17 protein-coding genes are annotated in these 18,133 nt (G+C 61.6%); 8 read left to right on the top strand and 9 right to left on the bottom strand.

Annotation, left to right across the window (positions count from 1 at the left end; translation table 11 throughout):
• Positions 1 to 71: 71 nt before the first annotated feature.
• The 3 genes from recG to gntU all read right to left on the bottom strand — a co-directional run bounded on the left by recG (position 72) and on the right by gntU (position 5,172).
• Positions 72 to 2,141, bottom strand: coding sequence for an ATP-dependent DNA helicase RecG (gene recG, locus AB5Y82_RS05855; RefSeq protein ID WP_201296133.1), 2,070 nt, complete (start codon positions 2,139 to 2,141; stop codon positions 72 to 74).
• A gap of 190 nt (positions 2,142 to 2,331) precedes the next feature.
• Positions 2,332 to 3,681, bottom strand: coding sequence for a CDP-diacylglycerol--serine O-phosphatidyltransferase (gene pssA / locus AB5Y82_RS05850; protein WP_021230775.1), 1,350 nt, complete (start codon positions 3,679 to 3,681; stop codon positions 2,332 to 2,334).
• Between the two features lie 150 nt (positions 3,682 to 3,831).
• The gene (gntU, locus tag AB5Y82_RS05845; RefSeq protein ID WP_069527617.1) at positions 3,832 to 5,172 is read right to left on the bottom strand and encodes a gluconate transporter; all 1,341 of its coding nucleotides are present in this window, start codon (positions 5,170 to 5,172) and stop codon (positions 3,832 to 3,834) included.
• A 245-nt stretch (positions 5,173 to 5,417) separates the two neighbouring features.
• Between gntU and AB5Y82_RS05840 the strand changes: the two genes are divergently transcribed.
• The 4 genes from AB5Y82_RS05840 to AB5Y82_RS05825 all read left to right on the top strand — a co-directional run bounded on the left by AB5Y82_RS05840 (position 5,418) and on the right by AB5Y82_RS05825 (position 9,203).
• Positions 5,418 to 5,927, top strand: a complete 510-nt coding sequence (locus AB5Y82_RS05840) for a gluconokinase (RefSeq protein WP_005340649.1) — start codon at positions 5,418 to 5,420, stop codon at positions 5,925 to 5,927.
• Positions 5,924 to 7,720 carry a phosphogluconate dehydratase gene (gene edd / locus AB5Y82_RS05835; protein ID WP_021230776.1) on the top strand — a complete coding sequence of 599 codons (1,797 nt, stop codon included), beginning with the start codon at positions 5,924 to 5,926 and terminating at the stop codon, positions 7,718 to 7,720. The genes AB5Y82_RS05840 and edd overlap by 4 nt, the downstream gene beginning before the upstream one ends.
• 9 nt (positions 7,721 to 7,729) lie before the next feature.
• Positions 7,730 to 8,371, top strand: a complete 642-nt coding sequence (locus AB5Y82_RS05830; protein WP_005342660.1) for a bifunctional 4-hydroxy-2-oxoglutarate aldolase/2-dehydro-3-deoxy-phosphogluconate aldolase — start codon at positions 7,730 to 7,732, stop codon at positions 8,369 to 8,371.
• A 139-nt stretch (positions 8,372 to 8,510) separates the two neighbouring features.
• Complete coding sequence (locus AB5Y82_RS05825; protein ID WP_108613016.1) at positions 8,511 to 9,203, top strand: AraC family transcriptional regulator; 693 nt, start codon at positions 8,511 to 8,513, stop codon at positions 9,201 to 9,203.
• Here the strand turns inward: AB5Y82_RS05825 and AB5Y82_RS05820 are convergent.
• Together AB5Y82_RS05820 and AB5Y82_RS05815 are read right to left on the bottom strand one after the other, a co-directional pair.
• Positions 9,192 to 9,581, bottom strand: coding sequence for a nuclear transport factor 2 family protein (locus AB5Y82_RS05820; RefSeq protein WP_139408827.1), 390 nt, complete (start codon positions 9,579 to 9,581; stop codon positions 9,192 to 9,194). The genes AB5Y82_RS05825 and AB5Y82_RS05820 overlap by 12 nt on opposite strands.
• Positions 9,582 to 9,695: 114 nt before the next feature.
• Positions 9,696 to 10,703: a substrate-binding domain-containing protein gene (locus tag AB5Y82_RS05815; protein ID WP_043821541.1), complete on the bottom strand. Its 1,008-nt coding sequence runs from the start codon at positions 10,701 to 10,703 to the stop codon at positions 9,696 to 9,698.
• An 89-nt stretch (positions 10,704 to 10,792) separates the two neighbouring features.
• Here AB5Y82_RS05815 and AB5Y82_RS05810 point away from each other — a divergent pair, with 89 nt between their 5' ends.
• Complete coding sequence (locus tag AB5Y82_RS05810) at positions 10,793 to 11,443, top strand: Qnr family pentapeptide repeat protein (RefSeq protein ID WP_111900469.1); 651 nt, start codon at positions 10,793 to 10,795, stop codon at positions 11,441 to 11,443.
• 132 nt (positions 11,444 to 11,575) lie between these two features.
• Here the strand turns inward: AB5Y82_RS05810 and envC are convergent, their stop codons facing one another.
• Positions 11,576 to 12,928: a murein hydrolase activator EnvC gene (gene envC, locus AB5Y82_RS05805; protein ID WP_368173757.1), complete on the bottom strand. Its 1,353-nt coding sequence runs from the start codon at positions 12,926 to 12,928 to the stop codon at positions 11,576 to 11,578.
• 9 nt (positions 12,929 to 12,937) lie between these two features.
• A complete protein-coding gene (gene gpmM, locus AB5Y82_RS05800; RefSeq protein ID WP_005342668.1) occupies positions 12,938 to 14,467 on the bottom strand; it encodes a 2,3-bisphosphoglycerate-independent phosphoglycerate mutase in 1,530 nt (509 codons plus the stop codon).
• A gap of 246 nt (positions 14,468 to 14,713) precedes the next feature.
• Here gpmM and AB5Y82_RS05795 point away from each other — a divergent pair, with 246 nt between their 5' ends.
• The 3 genes from AB5Y82_RS05795 to gpsA are packed head-to-tail and all read left to right on the top strand — an operon-like array spanning position 14,714 to position 16,673.
• Positions 14,714 to 15,145 (top strand): rhodanese-like domain-containing protein, encoded by a 432-nt coding sequence (locus tag AB5Y82_RS05795; RefSeq protein WP_005340640.1) that lies wholly within the window; start codon positions 14,714 to 14,716, stop codon positions 15,143 to 15,145.
• A 50-nt stretch (positions 15,146 to 15,195) separates the two neighbouring features.
• A complete protein-coding gene (secB, locus tag AB5Y82_RS05790) occupies positions 15,196 to 15,666 on the top strand; it encodes a protein-export chaperone SecB (protein ID WP_005340639.1) in 471 nt (156 codons plus the stop codon).
• A gap of 2 nt (positions 15,667 to 15,668) precedes the next feature.
• A complete protein-coding gene (gpsA, locus tag AB5Y82_RS05785) occupies positions 15,669 to 16,673 on the top strand; it encodes an NAD(P)H-dependent glycerol-3-phosphate dehydrogenase (RefSeq protein ID WP_058058785.1) in 1,005 nt (334 codons plus the stop codon).
• Positions 16,674 to 16,742: 69 nt separating this feature from the next.
• On the opposite strand, the gene nfuA is transcribed toward gpsA, so the two are convergent.
• Both nfuA and AB5Y82_RS05775 read right to left on the bottom strand, forming a co-directional pair.
• Entirely contained in the window at positions 16,743 to 17,321 is a 579-nt protein-coding gene (nfuA, locus tag AB5Y82_RS05780; RefSeq protein WP_005340636.1) for a Fe-S biogenesis protein NfuA, read from the bottom strand.
• Between the two features lie 80 nt (positions 17,322 to 17,401).
• Complete coding sequence (locus AB5Y82_RS05775) at positions 17,402 to 18,130, bottom strand: ComF family protein (RefSeq protein ID WP_111900472.1); 729 nt, start codon at positions 18,128 to 18,130, stop codon at positions 17,402 to 17,404.
• Positions 18,131 to 18,133 lie beyond the last annotated feature (3 nt).

The following is an 18,133-nucleotide window of genomic DNA, read 5'->3' as shown; positions in this document are numbered from 1 at the left end:
GTATCAAGGGTTCGACATGACTCGGATGCCTATCCATAAGGACATGTACCCATCTTCTGCATCTACCTCGGTCAGGCATTGGAATAGTGATCCCGTAAGCCGAGCCAACGGCGAATCAAGGGTTCGACATGGCTTGGGTGCCTATCCATGAGGAAGCGCGCCATTTTTTGCACCTGCGGAATAAGCGGCTGATCCCGCACCAGATCAGCGATCTTGAGATCGGCCAGACCGGTCTGGCGGGTGCCGAGCAGTTCCCCCGGGCCGCGCAGTTCCAGATCGCGCTGGGCTATGAGGAAGCCATCGTTGGTCTCCCGCAGCACCCCGAGCCGGCTCTGGGCCGTCTTGGACAAGGGGGCATGATAGAGCAGCACGCAGTGCGAGGCCACCGCACCCCGGCCAACCCGGCCGCGCAGCTGGTGCAACTGCGCCAGTCCCAGTCGCTCCGGGTTCTCGATGATCATCAGGCTGGCGTTGGGCACATCCACCCCCACCTCGATGACGGTGGTGGCGACCAGCAGTTGCAGTATGCCTGCCTTGAACTCCTCCATCACCCGCTGTTTCTCCACCGGCCGCATTCGGCCGTGCACCAGCCCGATATGCAGCCCCGGCAGCAGGTCTTGCAGCTCGGCAGCGGTATCCTCGGCGGCCTGACACTCCAGCACCTCCGACTCCTCGATCAGGGTGCAGACCCAGTAGGCCTGCTTGCCCTCGGTACAGGCGAGCTTGACCCGCTCGATCACATCGCCGCGACGGCTGTCGGGCAGCGCCACCGTGGTGATGGGGGTACGGCCCGGCGGCAGTTCGTCGATGATCGAGGTGTCGAGGTCGGCATAGGCGGTCATCGCCAGGGTGCGGGGGATGGGGGTAGCGGTCATGATGAGCTGATGGGGATGTACCCCTTCCCGCTCCCCTTTCTCGCGCAGGGCGAGGCGCTGATGCACCCCGAATCTGTGTTGTTCATCGATGATGACCAGTGCCAGGCGCTGGAACACCACCTGCTCTTGGAAGATGGCGTGGGTACCCACCACCATCTTGACGCTGCCATCGGCGATGGCGGCCAGCGCCTCTTCCCGCGCCTTGCCTTTCTGTTTGCCCGCCAGCCAGCCGACTCCGATGCCGAGCGGCTCCAGCCACTTGGCGAAGTTGATGGCGTGCTGTTCCGCCAGCAGTTCGGTCGGTGCCATCAAGCCTACCTGACAGCCATTGCCGATAGCCTGCAGGGCGGCCAGCGCTGCGACAAGGGTCTTGCCGGAGCCTACGTCACCCTGCACCAGCCGCATCATGGGGTGGCTCTGTTGCAGATCCTTACTTATCTCCGCTACTACCCGGCTCTGGGCGCCGGTGGGCTTGAACGGCAGGGCGCCGAGCAGCTGTTCAACCAGCTCGGGCGCCGGTTTGAGGGCGCGAGCCAGCTGGGTTTGCGCCTGAGCGCGCACCTTGAGTACCGAGAGGTTGTGAGCCAGTAGCTCCTCCAGTACCAGTCGCTGCTGGGCCGGATGTTGGCCGCTTTCCAGCAGCGGCAGCGCCACCGAGGGGGGCGGACGGTGCAGCAATTTCAGGGCTGCGGCCAGTTCAATCTGATGGGGATAGAGTCCGGCGGGCAGCAGCTCCTCGACGCCGTAGAGGTCGAGCTGGGCCAGCGCCTGATCGGTGAGGTTGCGCAGGGTGAGCTGGCGCAACCCTTCGGTCGTCGGGTAGACGGGGGTGAGCGCCTCTTCGGTTTGGCCTGCCTGCTCCTCACCGAGCAGCTTGTACTCGGGGTGGGCCATCTCCAGCCCGTATTTGCCGGGGCGCACCTCGCCAAAGCAGCGGATCAGACGGCCTGCCGCCAGACTGTTTTTCTGGGCGGCGGTAAAGTTGAAGAATCGCAGGGTGAGGGTGCCGGTGCCATCGCTGATGCGACAGACCATCATGCGGCGGCGCCCCATCACCAGCTGAGTGTCCTGGATTTCGCCCTCGACGGCGCCGTGCAGGCCGGGCGGCAGATCGCCGATGGGCCACACTTGGGTGCGGTCCTCGTAGCGCAGGGGGAGGTGGAACAGCAGATCCTGTACCGTGGCCAGCCCCAGCCGCTCGAGCTTCTCCAGCATCTTGCTGCCGACACCCTTGAGGCTATCGAGAGGAATTTTATCCAATTTCATCAATTAGATGCCCGAAAACACTGTAAATATGTCCAGATGATAGGGGTTGTTGAGGGGCCGATGCAAGCCGAGTTGCTGCTGGCTGGGCCGCCAAGGCGGGGGAAACGGCGGATATAACAAAGGCCTGCCGAAAACGGGAGGCCTTTGTGTGGCTGCCAACAGGCAAGGTGCAGGCGCATGGCGCCCAAGGTCAGATGATGCGTTTAAGCAGCAGATGGGCCTTGACCCGGTGGATCCGTCCCAGCAGCTTGCGCACCTGTTCCGGGTAGTCCTGGATCTGCTCCACCTGATCGAAGTGACTGATCCGCTTGGTGTTGGTCAGGATGTTCTCCCGCTCCGCGTTGAACTGGGGACGCAGCAGGTGGCGACGATCGTGCACCAGCAGGCCGTTCTCCAGATCCAGCGCCCAGGCGCGGGGGTTGAGGTTGTTGCCGGTGAGCAGGGCCCACTCGTCATCCACGAAGATCCCCTTGAGATGGTAGGAGTTGCGCTCGCAACACCAGAGCATCAGGTTGAGGCGACCGTCGTCGATGTGGCGCTGGTTGCGCTCGGCAAACTTGCGCAGGTTGGTCTCGTAGAGATAGGGCAGGCCACCGATGGTGGAGAACTTCTCTTCCGGCGGAATGAAGAAGTCGTTGGCGGTCTTGTCGCCCACTACGATGGTGACTTTGCAACCGCGCTGCAGCAGATCCTCGATATCCTTGCTCAACTCCTTGGGCGGGTTGAAGTAAGGGGTGCAGATGAAGATCTCCCGCTCGGTGGCGCGCACCAGATTGCGGATCATCAGGTTGAGCTGATTGTTGCGCTTGCCCAGACCCACCATGGGGGTGACGGCCACCTCCTGGGTGTTGACCGGCATGGTGCTGAAACGGTACTGGCTCTGGCGCAGGCTCTGCTTGAAGCGGCGGATTGGCCCCTTCAGCTGCTTGGCGCTGGGGATATCGCTGTGATCCAGTCGCTGCACCGCGTCGCTCTTCACGAACAGGTCATCCACATAGTTGACCATGCTGCGGGCCAGCTCCGGGCTGGTGATCTGGTGATAGCGATCGAAGCGGTAGCGATCCTGCTGGTGCAGGTAGATGTCGTTGAGGCTGGCACCGGAGTAGAGCACCACATCATCAAAGATGAAGCCCTTGAGGTGGAGCACGCCGAGCAGCTCGCGCCCTTTGACCGGCACGCCGTAGATTTCGATCTGGTGCTCGTGTTCGGCAGCCATGGCCTGATACATCAGGTGGTTGCCGCCCTGCTTGCCCTTGCCGATCAGGCCGCGCTGGGCACGGTGGAAGTCGACGAACAGCTTGATGTCGAGGGCCGGATTGCGCTGCTTGGCGGCGTAGAGGGCGGAGAGGATCTCCCGGCCTGCTTCGTCATCCTGCAGATAGAGCGCGACCAGATAGATGCGCCGGGTGGCACTGGCGATAAGCGCGAGAATGCGGCGTTTGAAATCCTGGGCGCTATAGAGCACTTCAAACTGATCCGCTGCGACGGCGATCTGGGGCAGGCGCGCCAGCAGTTGTCGATAATGGGCCGATGAATGCATAGATAAACCTGAAATCACGGGGTTAAGCGTTCCACTCGGAGCGATGAATAGGCGATTCTAGCAATCTCGCCCTCTCAGCCAAAGAAAGAATCATCAGAAAGATGAAAAAGGCCTCACGAGTGAGGCCTTTTTGTCAGCATTTAGCTCTTGTCAGAGGAAGCTGTAGATGATCATCGCCATCACGCCGCCAGTGGTGCCGATGATGGTCTCCATCACGGTCCAGGTCTGCAGAGTCTGCTTCTCGGTGAGGCCGAGGTAGCGGTTAGCCAGCCAGAAACCGGAGTCATTGACGTGAGAGAGCACGATGGCTCCGCCGCCGATGGCGATGGTGACGGCCGCCAGCTGGGCGCCGTTCAGACCGAGCGGCTCCAGCATCGGCAGCACCAGACCGCAGGCGGTCAGCATGGCGACGGTGGCAGAGCCCTGAATCACCCGTACCGCAGCGGCCAGAATGAAGGCCAGCGCGACAATGGGCAGACCGGAATCGGCCAGCATGTTGCCAAGGGCAGCACCCACACCGGAATCAACCAGCACCTGCTTGAACACGCCACCGGCACCGGTAACCAGAATAATGACGCCAGCCGGCTGGATGGCGCTGTTGCAGACGCTCATCACCTCGTCGCGGGACATGCCACGGCGAATACCCAGCAGATAGAAGGCGGCCAGACAGGCGACCATGATGGCGGTGAAGGGGTGACCGATGAACTCCAGCCAGTTGTGCAGGGTGGAGCCCGCCTCGACAAAGCGACCGACGATGGTCTTGAGGCCGATCAGCAGCAGCGGCAGGCCGATGAGGCCCATGGCCAGCCCGAAGGAGGGCAGGGATTTGCTGTCATCGTGGACACTGTTCTGGGCATCGGCAGGCAGCGGTACATCGACGATCTTGCTGATGAAGTCACCGAACAGCGGGCCCGCCAGGATCAGCGCCGGTACGGCGGCGATCAGGCCGAACAGGATCATGTAGCCGAAGTCGGCACCCAGCTGGGATGCCACCAGGATCGGGCCCGGCGCCGGAATAAGGAAGGCCTGGCAAGTCGCGATACCGGCCAGCAGGGCGATACCAATCTTAACCACGCTGCCACCGCCACGACGGACGATGGCGAAGGCGACGCCGATCAGCAGCACCACGGCCACGTCAAAGAAGAGCGGCAGGGCGCAGACAAAGCCGGTCAGGGCCATGGCCCAGTTGGCGCGCTTGACGCCGAACTTGCCGAGTAGAGTGTGGGCTACTCGGTCGAGGGCACCGGTCACTTCCATCACCTTGCCGAACATGGCGCCCAGCGCCACCACCACGGCGACGAAACCGAGGGTGCCACCCATCCCTTTCTGGATGGTGGCAGCAATATCGGCCGGGTTCATGCCAGCGGCGAGACCCGCCACCATGGAGACCAGGATCAGGGCTACCACTGCGTGGAGCCGGGCCTTCATCACCAGGAAGAGCAGCAGCACAATCGAGCCGGCGGCTGTCATGATCAGGGAGAGGTCAGACATTGTTATGCGTTCCTTTTTCCAAGTTCAGTCGTGACACCTTGCCGATCCGTCGGCAAACCATATCTTTATGATTTATTTAGATTTATGGCAAGGGCTCAACATCATATGCCCAGGTGACTATGGGTTTGCTCAGTCTGTGGCAGACTTCACATTTTCAATCGTTACCGGTAACATGTTACCGGTAACGTGTTAGATTAGAACCCATCAACAGCTGGTTTTTTGAAAAGTGGGACAGAGGTCAAATTATGGCGGGTAAGTGCATTATCGTGATGGGTGTGTGTGGTAGCGGCAAATCCAGCGTGGGTCTGAAAGTGGCCGAAGCGCTGGGCGCCAAGTTCATCGATGGTGATGACCTGCACCCCAAGGCCAACATCCAGAAGATGGCTGGCGGCAACCCCCTCAACGATGAGGATCGAGCCCCCTGGCTGGAGCGGATCCGCGACGCCGCCTACAGTCTCGAGCAGAAGAACGAGACCGGCATCATTGTCTGTTCCGCCCTCAAAAAGAAGTACCGCGACCAGATCCGCGAAGGCAACGAGTCGGTCAGCTTCATTTTCCTCGATGGCAGCCAGCCGCTGATCCTCGAGCGGATGCGTGCCCGCAAGGGCCACTTCATGCGCGAAAGCATGGTACAAAGTCAGTTCGATACTCTGGAGCGCCCGGATGGCGAAGCCGGTGTATTCCACATTGATATAGACGGCACCTTCGAACAGGTGGTTGACCGCGCCGTCACAGCATTGGAGCAAGCCCAATGATTCATCAGGTAATTTCCGACGTCACCGCCCGCATCCGCGAGCGCAGTGTCGCCCGTCGTCAGGCATTTTTGGCCCGCATCCAGCGTCAAGCAGAGCAGGGCAAGACCCGCGCCGCGCTGGCCTGCGGCAACCTGGCCCACGCCGTGGCCGCCTGCAGCAGTGACGAGAAGGGTCGCATTCTCGATATGACCCGCGCCAACGTCGGCATCGTCACCGCCTACAACGACATGCTGAGCGCCCATCAGCCCTATCAGGGCTATCCGGATCAGATCAAGGCGGTGCTGGCCGAGCTGGGCCACAGCGCCCAGGTCGCCGGCGGCGTGCCCGCCATGTGCGATGGCGTGACTCAGGGTCAGCCGGGAATGGACATGTCCCTCTTCTCCCGCGACCTGATCGCCCAGGCGACCGCGCTGTCGCTCTCTCACAACACCTTCGATGCCACCCTGCTGCTCGGCATCTGCGACAAGATAGCTCCGGGCCAGATCATGGGGGCCCTCTCCCACGCTCACCTGCCGACTGCATTTGTTCCTGCTGGCCCGATGGCGAGCGGCATCAGCAACGACGAGAAGGTGAAGGTGCGTCAGAAGTACGCCGCCGGTGAAGTGGGTCGCGATGCTCTGCTGGAGATGGAGTGCGGCGCCTACCACGCGGCAGGCACCTGCACCTTCTACGGCACCGCCAACACCAACCAGCTGGTGTTCGAGGCCATGGGCCTGATGCTGCCGGGCTCCGCCTTTGTGCACCCGCATAGCGAGCTGCGCCGCGCCCTGACCGCCGAAGCGGCCCGCCGCATCAGCGCCATGATCCCGGGTTCCCCGGCCTATCGCCCGCTGAGCGAGGTGCTGGATGAGCGCTCGCTGGTCAACGGTCTGGTGGCCCTGCTCGCCTCTGGCGGCAGCACCAACCACAGCATCCACATGGTGGCGCTGGCCCGCGCGGCCGGTCTGGTACTGACCTGGGATGACATCAGCGATCTCTCCGACGTGGTGCCGCTGCTGGTTCGCATGTACCCGAACGGCCCGGCCGACGTCAACGCCTTCGAACAGGCAGGCGGCGTGCCCGGCCTGATGCGCCGTCTGGCGCAAGAGGGGCTGATCCACATGGACGCCACTCCGGTCTTTGGCGAGATGCAGGATTACCTCAGCCGCCCGGCACTGGTGGATGGCCAGCTGGTATGGCAGCCGGTGGGTGAGAGCGGCGATGCGAGCGTGCTTTCACCTTCCGGCAGCGTGTTCCAGGCCACCGGCGGCACCAAACTGCTGGCGGGCAATCTGGGCCGCGCCGTGGTCAAGGTCTCCGCCGTGGCTCCCGAGTATCGGGTGATTGAAGCCCCGGCGCGGGTTTTCTCCTCCCAGCATGCGGTGGAAGCGGCCTACAAGGCGGGCGATCTCAATCAGGATGCCGTGATCGTGGTGCGCCACAATGGCCCGGCCGCCAACGGCATGCCGGAGCTGCACAAGCTGATGCCGGTGCTCGGCAACCTGCAGAAGGCTGGTTACAAGGTGGCGCTGGTCACCGATGGCCGCCTCTCCGGTGCCTCCGGCAAGATCCCGGCCGCCATCCATGTCACTCCGGAAGCGCTGCACGGCGGGGCCATCGGCCTGCTTGCTGACGGCGACCTGCTGCGGGTTGACGCGGTAAACGGCAGCCTCGACTGTCTGACCGATTTGAGTGGCCGTACCCAGGCCGAGATTGACCTCACTCTGGAACAAGAGGGGTGGGGCCGTGAACTGTTCAGCGTGATGCGTCGCGCGGTATCGAGCGCCGAGTGTGGCGCTACCATCTTTGACTAAGGAAGAGCTATGCAGAACTGGAAAGTGACCCCGGCCGAGGTGTTTGCCGCCTCCCCGCTGGTACCCGTGATGGTTATCAACGAGCTGGATCAGGCCCTGCCGATGGCCAAGGCGCTGCTCGACGGCGGCATCTCTGTCTTCGAAATCACCTTGCGCACCCCGGTGGCGCTCGATGCCATCGCCCTCATCGCCAAGGCGATGCCGGATGCCATGGTCGGTGCCGGTACCGTGCTCAACTGCGAGCAGTTTGACGCAGCCGTTGCCGCCGGTGCCCGCTTCGTCATCTCCCCGGGGATGACCCCGGCCCTGCTGGCCCACGCGGCCAAGAGCACCGCGCCGCTGATCCCGGGCGTTGCTACTCCGTCTGAAGTGATGCAGGCGCTGGAAGCAGGCTATGACCATCTGAAGTTCTTCCCGGCCGAAGCGAACGGCGGTACCAAGGCACTCTCCGCCATTGCCGCGCCGCTGCCCCAGGTGAAGTTCTGCCCGACCGGCGGTATCGGCCCGAAAAACGTGGCCGACTATCTGGCGCTCAAGTGCGTCGCCACCGTCGGCGGCTCCTGGATGCTGCCGGCCGATGCGGTCAAGAGCGGCAACTGGGAAGAGGTGACTCGCCTCTCCCGCGAAGCGGTTGAGCTGGTAAAACGCTAAGCATCAGTTGTGCAGAAAACCAAACAGGCCACCCTCGGGTGGCCTGCTTCTTTTGGCCATTCTGACAGCGGAAAAGCCATTTACAGGGTGCTGTCTGCTCCCTTATGGTCGTGGTCGGTTTCTTATCCGGCTGGCCGATATGTCCTTTCTCCATCGCTCCTGCCCGCAAGGGCACTTCACTCCGCTGCATTGTCATCCGCAGGCCCAGTATTGCTACATGCACGAAGGTGGTGGCGTTATCACCGGCGGTGCTGCCAGCGAGCTGCTGGTTGCCGGCCAGCTCTGCTTTATTCCGACGGGCTGGGAGCACGAGTTTCGCGTGCTGCGCCACTCTCGCCTGTCGCTTATCTATACCGATTCGTCCACATCAGCCCCTTTTGGTCTGCGGCAGGTAACGCCGCTGCTGGCAGGGCTTTTTGCCCGCCTGAGCGATCTGGAGGAGGGGACCGAGCAGGAGGCCTATCTGACGGTGATTGGCCACGAGCTGGTGCGAGCTACTCCGCAAGCAGCCCAGCCTGCGCTGGCGGCCAACCTCGACCCGCGCCTGCTGCGGGTGCTGGAGCGTTTCTGTCAGGCGCCCTCAATCAACACCATGCTTGCCGAGCTGGCCATGGATTGCGGCGCTTCGCTGCGCACTATCAACCGGCTTTTCCTCCAGCAGCTGGGTTGTACCTTCCGCCAGTGGCGCGAGCAGGTGGTGATGGGGCGGGCTCGCCAGTTGCAGTATCAGGGGGTCACATCGGTGCAGATTGCCGACCTGCTCGGTTACGAAGATCCCGCCGCCTTCTCCCGCGCGCTCCAGCGCTTCGCCCGGCGTGGCTCAGCGTCGTGAACCTATGTCGGCATCCTGCTTGCTGCCGCTCAGCAGGCAGGTCACCTCGTCGGTCTGGCAGACCTTGCCGTCGCGAAAGGTGAAGAGGCCGCTCACCTTGCAGACCAGCGGGGCGCCATCGTGGCGGGTAGCTCGCACCACATGGGTCGAGTGCACCCTGTCCCCTTGCGCGATTGTGGCGACGAACTCGATAGTGGTTTCGGCCAAATGAGCTCTCAGCGCCGCAATGTGCTGGCAAAAGGCAATGTAGTCGAGCTGCTCGCCATTCACCTGCTGGCAGTAGTCCGGGGTGAACCACTGGTCGAGCTCGGCCAGGGTAAAACGAGGATCGCAGACAACGCGCTGCAGGCAGGCTCGCAATCGTTCGGTGTTGTTCATTTTCTGCTCCTGAAATGTGGCTGTAATGCCGGGCCAGCATAGAGCAGAGGATGGTGATAAGAGGTTGCAGTATGCGCCATCATTGCGGGTAAACACGCCATGATGGCTGGGGGGTTAGCCCAGACTCTCCCCGACATAGAGGGAGAAGCCGATATCCTTGCGGGTGTCGGGTTGGGATTGGCCGCTGAGACGAGCCAGCAGCATGGTGGCCGCCTCCCGACCGATCGCTTCCCGCGGGGTGGCGATACTGGCCAGCTTGGGGGTCATGGCGTGGCCGATGTCGAGAGCGTTGCAACCGGCGATGGCGATCTGCTGGGGCACCGGGATCCACTTGGCCTGACACTGCAGCAGGGCGCCCACCGCCAGGTCATCGTTGGTGCAGAACAGGCCGTCGAGGTCGGGATAGCGCACCAGCGCCTGATCCAGCAGCTCGCCCCCCAGAGTGAAGCTGGAGGATTGTTCGGTCAGCAGATGCTGGCCGGTGAGGCCGAAGTCGGTCATCGCCTGATAGTACCCCTCCATCCGCAGCTGGGTACGCACGTCGAGCCGCGCCCCCAGATAGACTACCTTGCGTCGGCCCCGGCGCAGCATCTCTGTTACCATGGCCCGGGCCGCGGCTCTATGATCCATGCCGACAACCATATCGATGGGGGTTTGCGGCAGATCCATGGTCTCCACCACCGGAATGCCGGCGGTGGCGATCATCTTGCGGGTGCGTTCGGTGTGCTGGCTGTCGGAGAGGATCAGCCCATCCACGTGATAGGAGAGCAGGGACGCGACCTGCTCCTCCTCCCGCTCCGGGCTGTAGCCGTAGTGGGCCAGCAGGGTCTGGTAACCGGCCGGTCGGGTCACCGACTCGATGCCGTGGATCACCGCCGAGAAAACCTGGTTGGAGAGGGAGGGGATCAGGATGCCGATCGCCTTGCTGGTCGCGTTGGAGAGAATATCCGGCGCTCGGTTGGGGATATAACCCAGCTCTTCCACTACAGCTGCGATCCGCTCGCGGGTCCCCTCCGCTACGGTCTGCGGGTCGCGCAGATAGCGGCTGACAGTCATCTTGGTCACGCCGGTCTGGTCGGCGATATCTTGCAGGGTGGGGCGGCGCTTGCGGGTGGGGCTCATAGGGGTGTCCAGCGTGGATGTTACATGTAACATTACCGTTTTTGGCGGATAAAGTCAGCATATGAAGCCGTTTTTGCAGGAGTTTTCCGATGATCAGAGGCAAGCAGTTCGTGGATGTCCGGTTCGAGCAACAGGATGTGGAGGGGGAGCAGTTCTCGGAGTGCCGCTTTATCGGCTGCAACTTCTCCTGGCTGGATCTGAGCGATAGCCGCTTCATCGACTGCAGCTTCTACGATCGGGAGAGTGAACGGGGCTGCCTGTTGCAGGGTTGCGAGCTGCGCGAGGCCAGCTTTCTGCGCTGTGATCTCACCATGGCCGATTGCAGCCGCAGCCAGTGTCTGGGGTTGGAGATGCGCGACTGTCAGGCGGTCGGTATCAACTTCGGCCATGCCAGCTTCGCCAACCAGATCACCGCCAAAAGCTACTTCTGCGAGGCCCATCTGACCGGCAACAACTTCAGCTATGCCAGCTTCGAGGGTTGCCTGCTGGAGAAGTGCGAGCTGACCGGCAACCGCTGGCAGGGAGCCAACCTGTTTGGTGCCTCGCTGGCGGGTTCCGATCTCAGCGGCTCCGAGTTTGGCCAGATCGACTGGACCAGCTTCAAATTGCAGGGCTGCGATCTGCGCCAGTGCGATCTGCCGGGGCTGGATCTGCGCCGGGTCGATCTGCAAGGGGTGCAAATTAACGAGGATCAGCAGCAGACCTTGCTTGAGCAGATCGGTCTGGTTGTCTTCCCCTGAGCCGAGCGAAAAATTAGGTAATTTTTCATCAAATGGGGGTGACAGCGGGTTGCTGTACTCCTGAAACGACAAAAGCCTGCGTGAGGCAGGCTGTTGTTGTGAGCGTGTGATGCGTTTGTCGGCCGGGTTGACTCAACCCTTGGCCAGCCATTTGGTCGGGTTGATCGCCTCGCCCTGATAGCGAATTTCGAAGTAGAGGCCCGGTCTGTCCTGGCCACCACTGTCACCGACCAGTGCCACTGGTTCACCCTGTTCCACATTCTGGCCAACCTGACGCAGCAGCGACTGATTGTGACCGTAGAGGCTCATGTAGCCCTTACCGTGATCGATTACCAGCAGCATACCGAAGCCGTCGAGCCAGTCGGCGTAAACCACTTGTCCCGGTGCGACCGCCTTTACCTGGGTTCCTTCGCTGGCGCCGATCAGGGTGCCTTTCCACTTGAGCTGGGCGGTGCGCGGCGAGCCGTAGGCGATGAGGATCGGCCCCTGTACCGGCCAGCGCAGGCTGCCATTGGTCTTGAGCCCGCTGTAGTAACCTGCGGTCCCAATCCCAGAGCCTCGCTCCGGTTTGGTACTGGACATCTCTTCGACCGGTTCTGCCGGTTTGACGGTTTTGTTCTGCTGGGCGGCAAGTCGTTGTTGCTCGGCGCGGCGCTGCTCGGCCAGCTTGCGCTGACGCTCCTGTTCCGCTTTCAGCTTGGCCAGCCGTTCCCGTTCGGCCCGTTCGCGGCGCTCCTGCTCTTCCCGCTGGCGGCGCAGCTCCTCCAGCCGGGCTTTCAGCGCCTTCTCCGCCTTGACCAGCTTGGAGAGCTTCTGCTCGTCATCCTGTACCGACTGCTGCAACTGGTTGCGCACCTTGGCCCGGCTCTGCTGGCTGGCCAGCAGGGCCTGGTGATGCTCCTGCTGTTCGGCAAGCAGGGCTTGCAGCTTGCTTTCGGTCTCTTTGGTGGCCTGCTGGTTTTTCGCCAGCTTGTCACGGGTGGCTCGCAGGGCGTCGATAGCCTCGATGCGGGCCTTGTTGAGGTAGTCGTAGTAGTCGAGTGAGCGGCTCAGCTTGGCCGGATCCTGCTGATTGAGCAGCAGTTTGAGGTAGTCGTGGTTGCCCGCTTGAAAGGCGCTTTCCGCCTGCTTGGCCAGCAACTGCTTCTGATGTTTGGCTTGAACTTCCAGCGCCAGCTTGTCCTTTTGCAGGGTCGCCAGCTTCTGCTGGTTCTGCTTCAACTGCTGCCTGGTCTGGTTGAGTTTGGCGGCGGCGGCCGAGATGGCCTGCTCGTCAGCCTTGAGCTGGGTATTAAGCTTGGCAAGCTCCTGCTTGCTGAGCTTGATGGTCTTCTGTTGCTCTTTGATCTGGGACTGCATGGTGCCCAGCTGCTGATTGGCGGCCAAAGCCGGTTTGCTGACGCCAAACGACAGGCAAAAAAACAGCGCGCCGGCCAACAGGCCGACGCGACTGGTTTTCTGTGAAATAACTTCGCATCCCCGCATGGGGAAGGATTATTTCAGAATCATCAGGGGCTTGCCAGTCATTTCCGGCGGCACCGGCAGACCCATCAGGGTCAGCATGGTGGGGGCCAGATCGGACAGTTTGCCACCTTCAACCACCTCCGCTTTGCGACCGAAATAGATGAGCGGAACCGGCAGATTGGTGTGGGCGGTGTGGGCCTGGCCAGTCTCTTCGTCCAGCATCTTCTCGGCGTTGCCGTGGTCGGCAGTGATCAGGCACTCGCCACCCACTTCGGCCAGGGCGTCGGTGACGCGACCGATGCAGTGGTCAACGGCTTCACACGCTTTGACGGCGGCATCGAACACACCGGTGTGACCAACCATGTCGCCATTCGGGTAGTTACAGATGATGACGTCGTACTTGCCGCTCTTGATGGCCGCAACCAGCTTGTCGGTCAGCTCTTCGGAGCTCATCTCCGGCTGCAGGTCATAGGTCGCCACTTTCGGGCTGGCCACGATCTCGCGATCTTCGCCGGTGAAGCAGGATTCCTCGCCACCGTTGAAGAAGAAGGTGACGTGAGCATACTTCTCGGTTTCGGAGATGCGCAGCTGGGTCTTGCCCTGCTTGGCCAGCCACTCACCCAGGGTGTTGACCAGAGCGGTCGGCGGGTAGGCACAGGCAGTTTTGATGTCGGCCGCGTATTCGGTCAGCATCACGAAGTTCAGCTTCGGCTCGACTGCACGGGCGAAGCCGGTGAAGTCGGTGTCAACGAAGGCGCGGGTGATTTCACGGGCACGGTCGGCACGGAAGTTCATGAAAATCAGCGCATCGCCATCTTCCATCGGGGCAGCTTCGCCGATGCGGGTGGCTTTGACGAACTCGTCGTTCTCGTCGCGGGCATAAGCGGCAGCCAGCGCTTCGGTGGCGCTATTGGCGGTGAACTCGCCCTTGCCCTGGGTCATCAGGTCATAGGCTTGCTGCACGCGATCCCAGCGGTTGTCACGGTCCATGGCGAAGTAACGGCCGATCATGGAGGCGAAACGACCCTTGCCCAGCTTGGCGAACAGGGCATCGAACAGCTCGATGGAGGACTGGGCGGAGCGCGGCGGAACGTCGCGGCCATCCAGGAAGGCGTGCAGGTAGATCTTCTCGGCGCCACGCTTGGCTGCCATTTCGATCATGCCCATGATGTGCTCTTCGTGGCTGTGTACGCCACCCGGGGACATCAGGCCCATGATGTGCACGGCTTTGCCGTTGGTCACGGCAGCGTCAACAGCCTTGGCCAGCTCGACGTTCTGGAAGAATTCGCCGTCCTGGATGTCTTTGGAGATGCGGGTCAGCTCCTGATAGACGATGCGACCGGCACCGATGTTGACGTGGCCCACTTCAGAGTTGCCCATCTGGCCATCCGGCAGACCGACGTCCAGGCCGGAGCCGGAGATCAGGGTGCTGGTGTAGTCACGGGCCAGACGATCGAGGTTGGGAGTCTTGGCGGCAGCGACGGCGTTGTGCTCTTGCTTGGTGCTGTAGCCCCAACCGTCCATGATGACCAGAACCAAAGGTTTCTTAGCTGTTGACATAAGACTATGTCCTCTCGGATTGGAAAAAATGCGGGAAATGAAACTAGCGTAATATTACTACATCTGCCGAAATAGTCACCTGATAGCCAAGGGGCGCTCCCGCGGCCCCGCAAGCCACGCCCTTCCTGCCATGCTCGCTGCCCAATGATGATGGGAGCCTGCTCGCGCTTTGCCGCCAAGATGGCTGATCTTATCTATACCCCCATGTATACTCGGGCCCTTGTCTTGGTCCCTGGATAGTAGAAGATGCAAGAGTATTTGGATTTTGCGGCCCGTAACCCGCTGCTGACCGCAGCCTGGTTGGGTCTGGCTGGCACCCTGGTTTACACCACTGTGCGTGCCCGTTTGTCCCCGGTAAAAACCGTCAACAACCACACCGCGACCCTGCTGATCAACCGCGAGAATGCCACCGTGGTGGATATTCGCAGTCAGGAAGAGTACGCCAAGGGCCATCTGGCCGGTGCCCAGCACCTGCCGCTGACCCAGATCCAGAGCAATAATCTGGGCCCGGTTGAAAAGCATAAAGATGCCCCCATCATAGTGGTGTGCGAGTCGGGAATGACTGCGGGCGGCGCGGGCCGTCAGCTGAGCAAAGCTGGCTTCAAGCAGGTTTATGTGCTCGGCGGTGGCATGGCCCAATGGCGTGCAGAAAATCTGCCGGTAACCAAGAAACGCTGATTTAAGCAGGGCCTGAGCCCACTTATCCATATAACAAGGAATCAAACGAAATGGCTGACGAGATCAACAACCAGGAAGTACAACCGGAATTCCACATCCAGCGTGTTTACACCAAGGATGTCTCTTTCGAAGCGCCGAACACCCCGCACATCTTCCAGAAAGAGTGGCAGCCGGACGTCAAGCTGGATATGGATACCAAGACCAACATCCTGGCTGAGAACGTGTACGAGGTTGTCCTGACCCTGACCGTAACTTGCAAACTGGAAACCGAAACCGCCTTCCTGTGCGAAGTACAGCAAGCCGGTATCTTCACCATCGGTAACCTGCCGGAGCCGCAACTGGCTCACTGCCTGGCTGCCTTCTGCCCGAACATCCTGTTCCCGTATGCCCGCGAAGCCGTGGCCAACATGGTGAGCAAGGGTTCCTTCCCGCAGCTGAACCTGGCACCGGTCAACTTCGATGCCCTGTTTGCCCAGCACATGGCGCAAGCACAGGCCCAGCAGGCGACTGCGGAAGCCTGATAATGGCTGACCAGATCGCTATATCGGTCTTGGGGGCGGGGTCTTATGGCTCCGCCCTTGCCATTTCTCTGGCGCGCAATGGTCATCCGACCCTGCTGTGGGGTCACGACCCCGCCCATGTCGCCGAGCTGGAACAAGACCGCTGCAACAAGGCGTTTTTGCCTGATGTCCCTTTTCCTGTTGATTTGCAGCTAACTGCGGATCTGCAACGTGCGGTACAAGCGGCTCCCGTGCTGCTGCTGGTCGTGCCGAGCCATGTATTTGGTGATGTGCTGACCCGGATCAAACCCTTCCTGCGCCCCGATACCCGTATCGCCTGGGCCACCAAGGGTCTGGAGCCGGACAGTGGCCGTCTGCTGCAGGATGTGGCCCGTGAAGTGCTGGGTGACGAGATACCGCTGGCGGTGATCTCCGGCCCCACCTTCGCCAAGGAGCTGGCTGCCGGTCTGCCGACCGCCATCTCGGTCGCCTCGACTCACGACGAGTTCGCCGACGATCTCTCCCACCTGCTGCACTGTGGCCGCTCGTTCCGGGTCTATACCAATCCGGATTTCGTCGGTCTACAGCTGGGTGGGGCGGTGAAGAACGTCATCGCCATCGGTGCCGGCCTCTCCGATGGGCTCGGGTTTGGCGCCAATGCCAGAACCGCGCTCATCACCCGGGGTCTGGTGGAGATGCAGCGTCTGGGTGCGGCGCTGGGTGCCGATGCCAAAACCTTTATGGGGATGGCGGGGCTCGGGGATCTGGTGCTCACCTGTACCGACAACCAGTCGCGCAACCGTCGCTTCGGGCTGGCCCTCGGGGCTGGCAAGGATGTGAACACAGCCATGACCGAGATCGGTCAGGTGGTGGAGGGGTATCGCAATACCAAAGAGGTGCATCTGCTGGCGGCCCGCTGCGGCGTCGAGATGCCCATCTGCGAGCAGATCTTCAAGGTGCTCTACGAGGGTAAGAACCCGAAAGAGGCGGCCATCGCCCTGCTGTCGCGAGACAAGAAGGACGAGTAATCTGCCGATTGCCCATGCAAAAGGCCCCGCCAGATGGCGGGGCCTTTTCTTTGCTGCAAGGGCTGCAAATCAGTAGTAAGAGTGGTCGCCGCGCTGGTGCTCGGTGGCGTCTTTCACACCGTTGAGCTCACCCGGGAACTTCTCCAGCAGCTGCTTCTCGATCCCCTCTTTCAGGGTGTAATCGACCATGGAGCAACCGTTGCAACCACCGCCAAACTGCAGGATGGCCAGTTTGTCTTCAGTCAGCTCGACCAAGGTGACCTTGCCACCGTGACCGGCCAGCATGGGGTTCACTTCGGACATCAACACGTACTCGATGCGCTCGATTAGCGGCGCGTCGTCGGCCACTTTACGCATCTTGGCGTTCGGTGCTTTCAGGGTGAGCTGGGAGCCCATCTGATCGGTCACGAAGTCGATGGTGGCATCCACCAGGAAGGGGGCGCTCAGGGGATCGACCATGCAGTCGAAGCCGCTGAAGGGCAGGTGTTGATCTTCCGGGTCCACGGCATCGGGTGGGCAATACGATACGCCACACTCGGCATTCTGGGTTCCCGGATTGACCACAAACACCCGGATATTGGTGCCATCAGGCTGTTTTTCCAGCAGTTTACGGAAATGGGCCTGGGCGGCGTCGGAAATGCTGATCATCACTATCCTCATAAACCTGAGTGTACGACTAGGGTATTCATGATAACGCGGTTATTAATGCTTGGGTAGCATGCCGATGGCTACTTGCTGTGCCGCAGGGTACGACAGATTGCCCACACTTCTACCTTTGTGATGCCGCTCTCATGGAGCAAACTGCTGAGCTGCCCAGCGGTGGCGCCTGTGGTAACCACGTCATCGAGCAGGGCGACATGGCGATAGTGGTGCGGCGCGATATGAAATGCGCCGCGCAGATTGCGCCGTCGCTGCCCGGCGCTCAGGGTTGTTTGCTGCGGTGTCGACTTGATGCGCTGCAGCAGGGTGTTGTCGCAGGGAATGTCGGTGAACTCGCCAAGGGCTTGCGCGATCTCCTCCGCCTGGTTGAACCCACGCCGCCACTGCCGCCACCAGTGCAGGGGGACCGGAATGATCGCCTCCGGCGGCTCGTTGTCATCCAGATGATCGGCCAAGAGGCGTGCCAGTAGTGGCGCCAGCAGGATCTGGCCGGAATATTTGAGTCGGGGGATCAGCATGGGGTAGGGGGTTTGGTAGTCGCCAATCACCTGCAACCGCTCCCAGGGGGGAGGTCTGCGCTGGCAGCGACCACAGACCGGTATGCTCTCTTCTATATAGTCAGCCAGCGGTGCGGCGCAGAGGCGGCATCTTGGCTCTGATTGGTGCAACGCCTGCCGACACCAGCTGCAGAGCAGGGGCTCGTTGTCGCAAGGCTGATGGCAGAGCAGGCAACTCCCTTGCCAGTCGCCGTGGCTGCCGAGCAGCGGGCTTGCTTTAGCGAGCAGTCGCTTTAACATGCT

Origin of the sequence: Aeromonas sp. s13 (assembly GCF_040907905.1) — a bacterium.
Taxonomy (GTDB): domain Bacteria; phylum Pseudomonadota; class Gammaproteobacteria; order Enterobacterales; family Aeromonadaceae; genus Aeromonas; species Aeromonas veronii.
The sequence above is the reverse complement of the archived record's forward strand: the minus strand, read 5'-3'. Positions and strand labels throughout refer to the sequence as shown.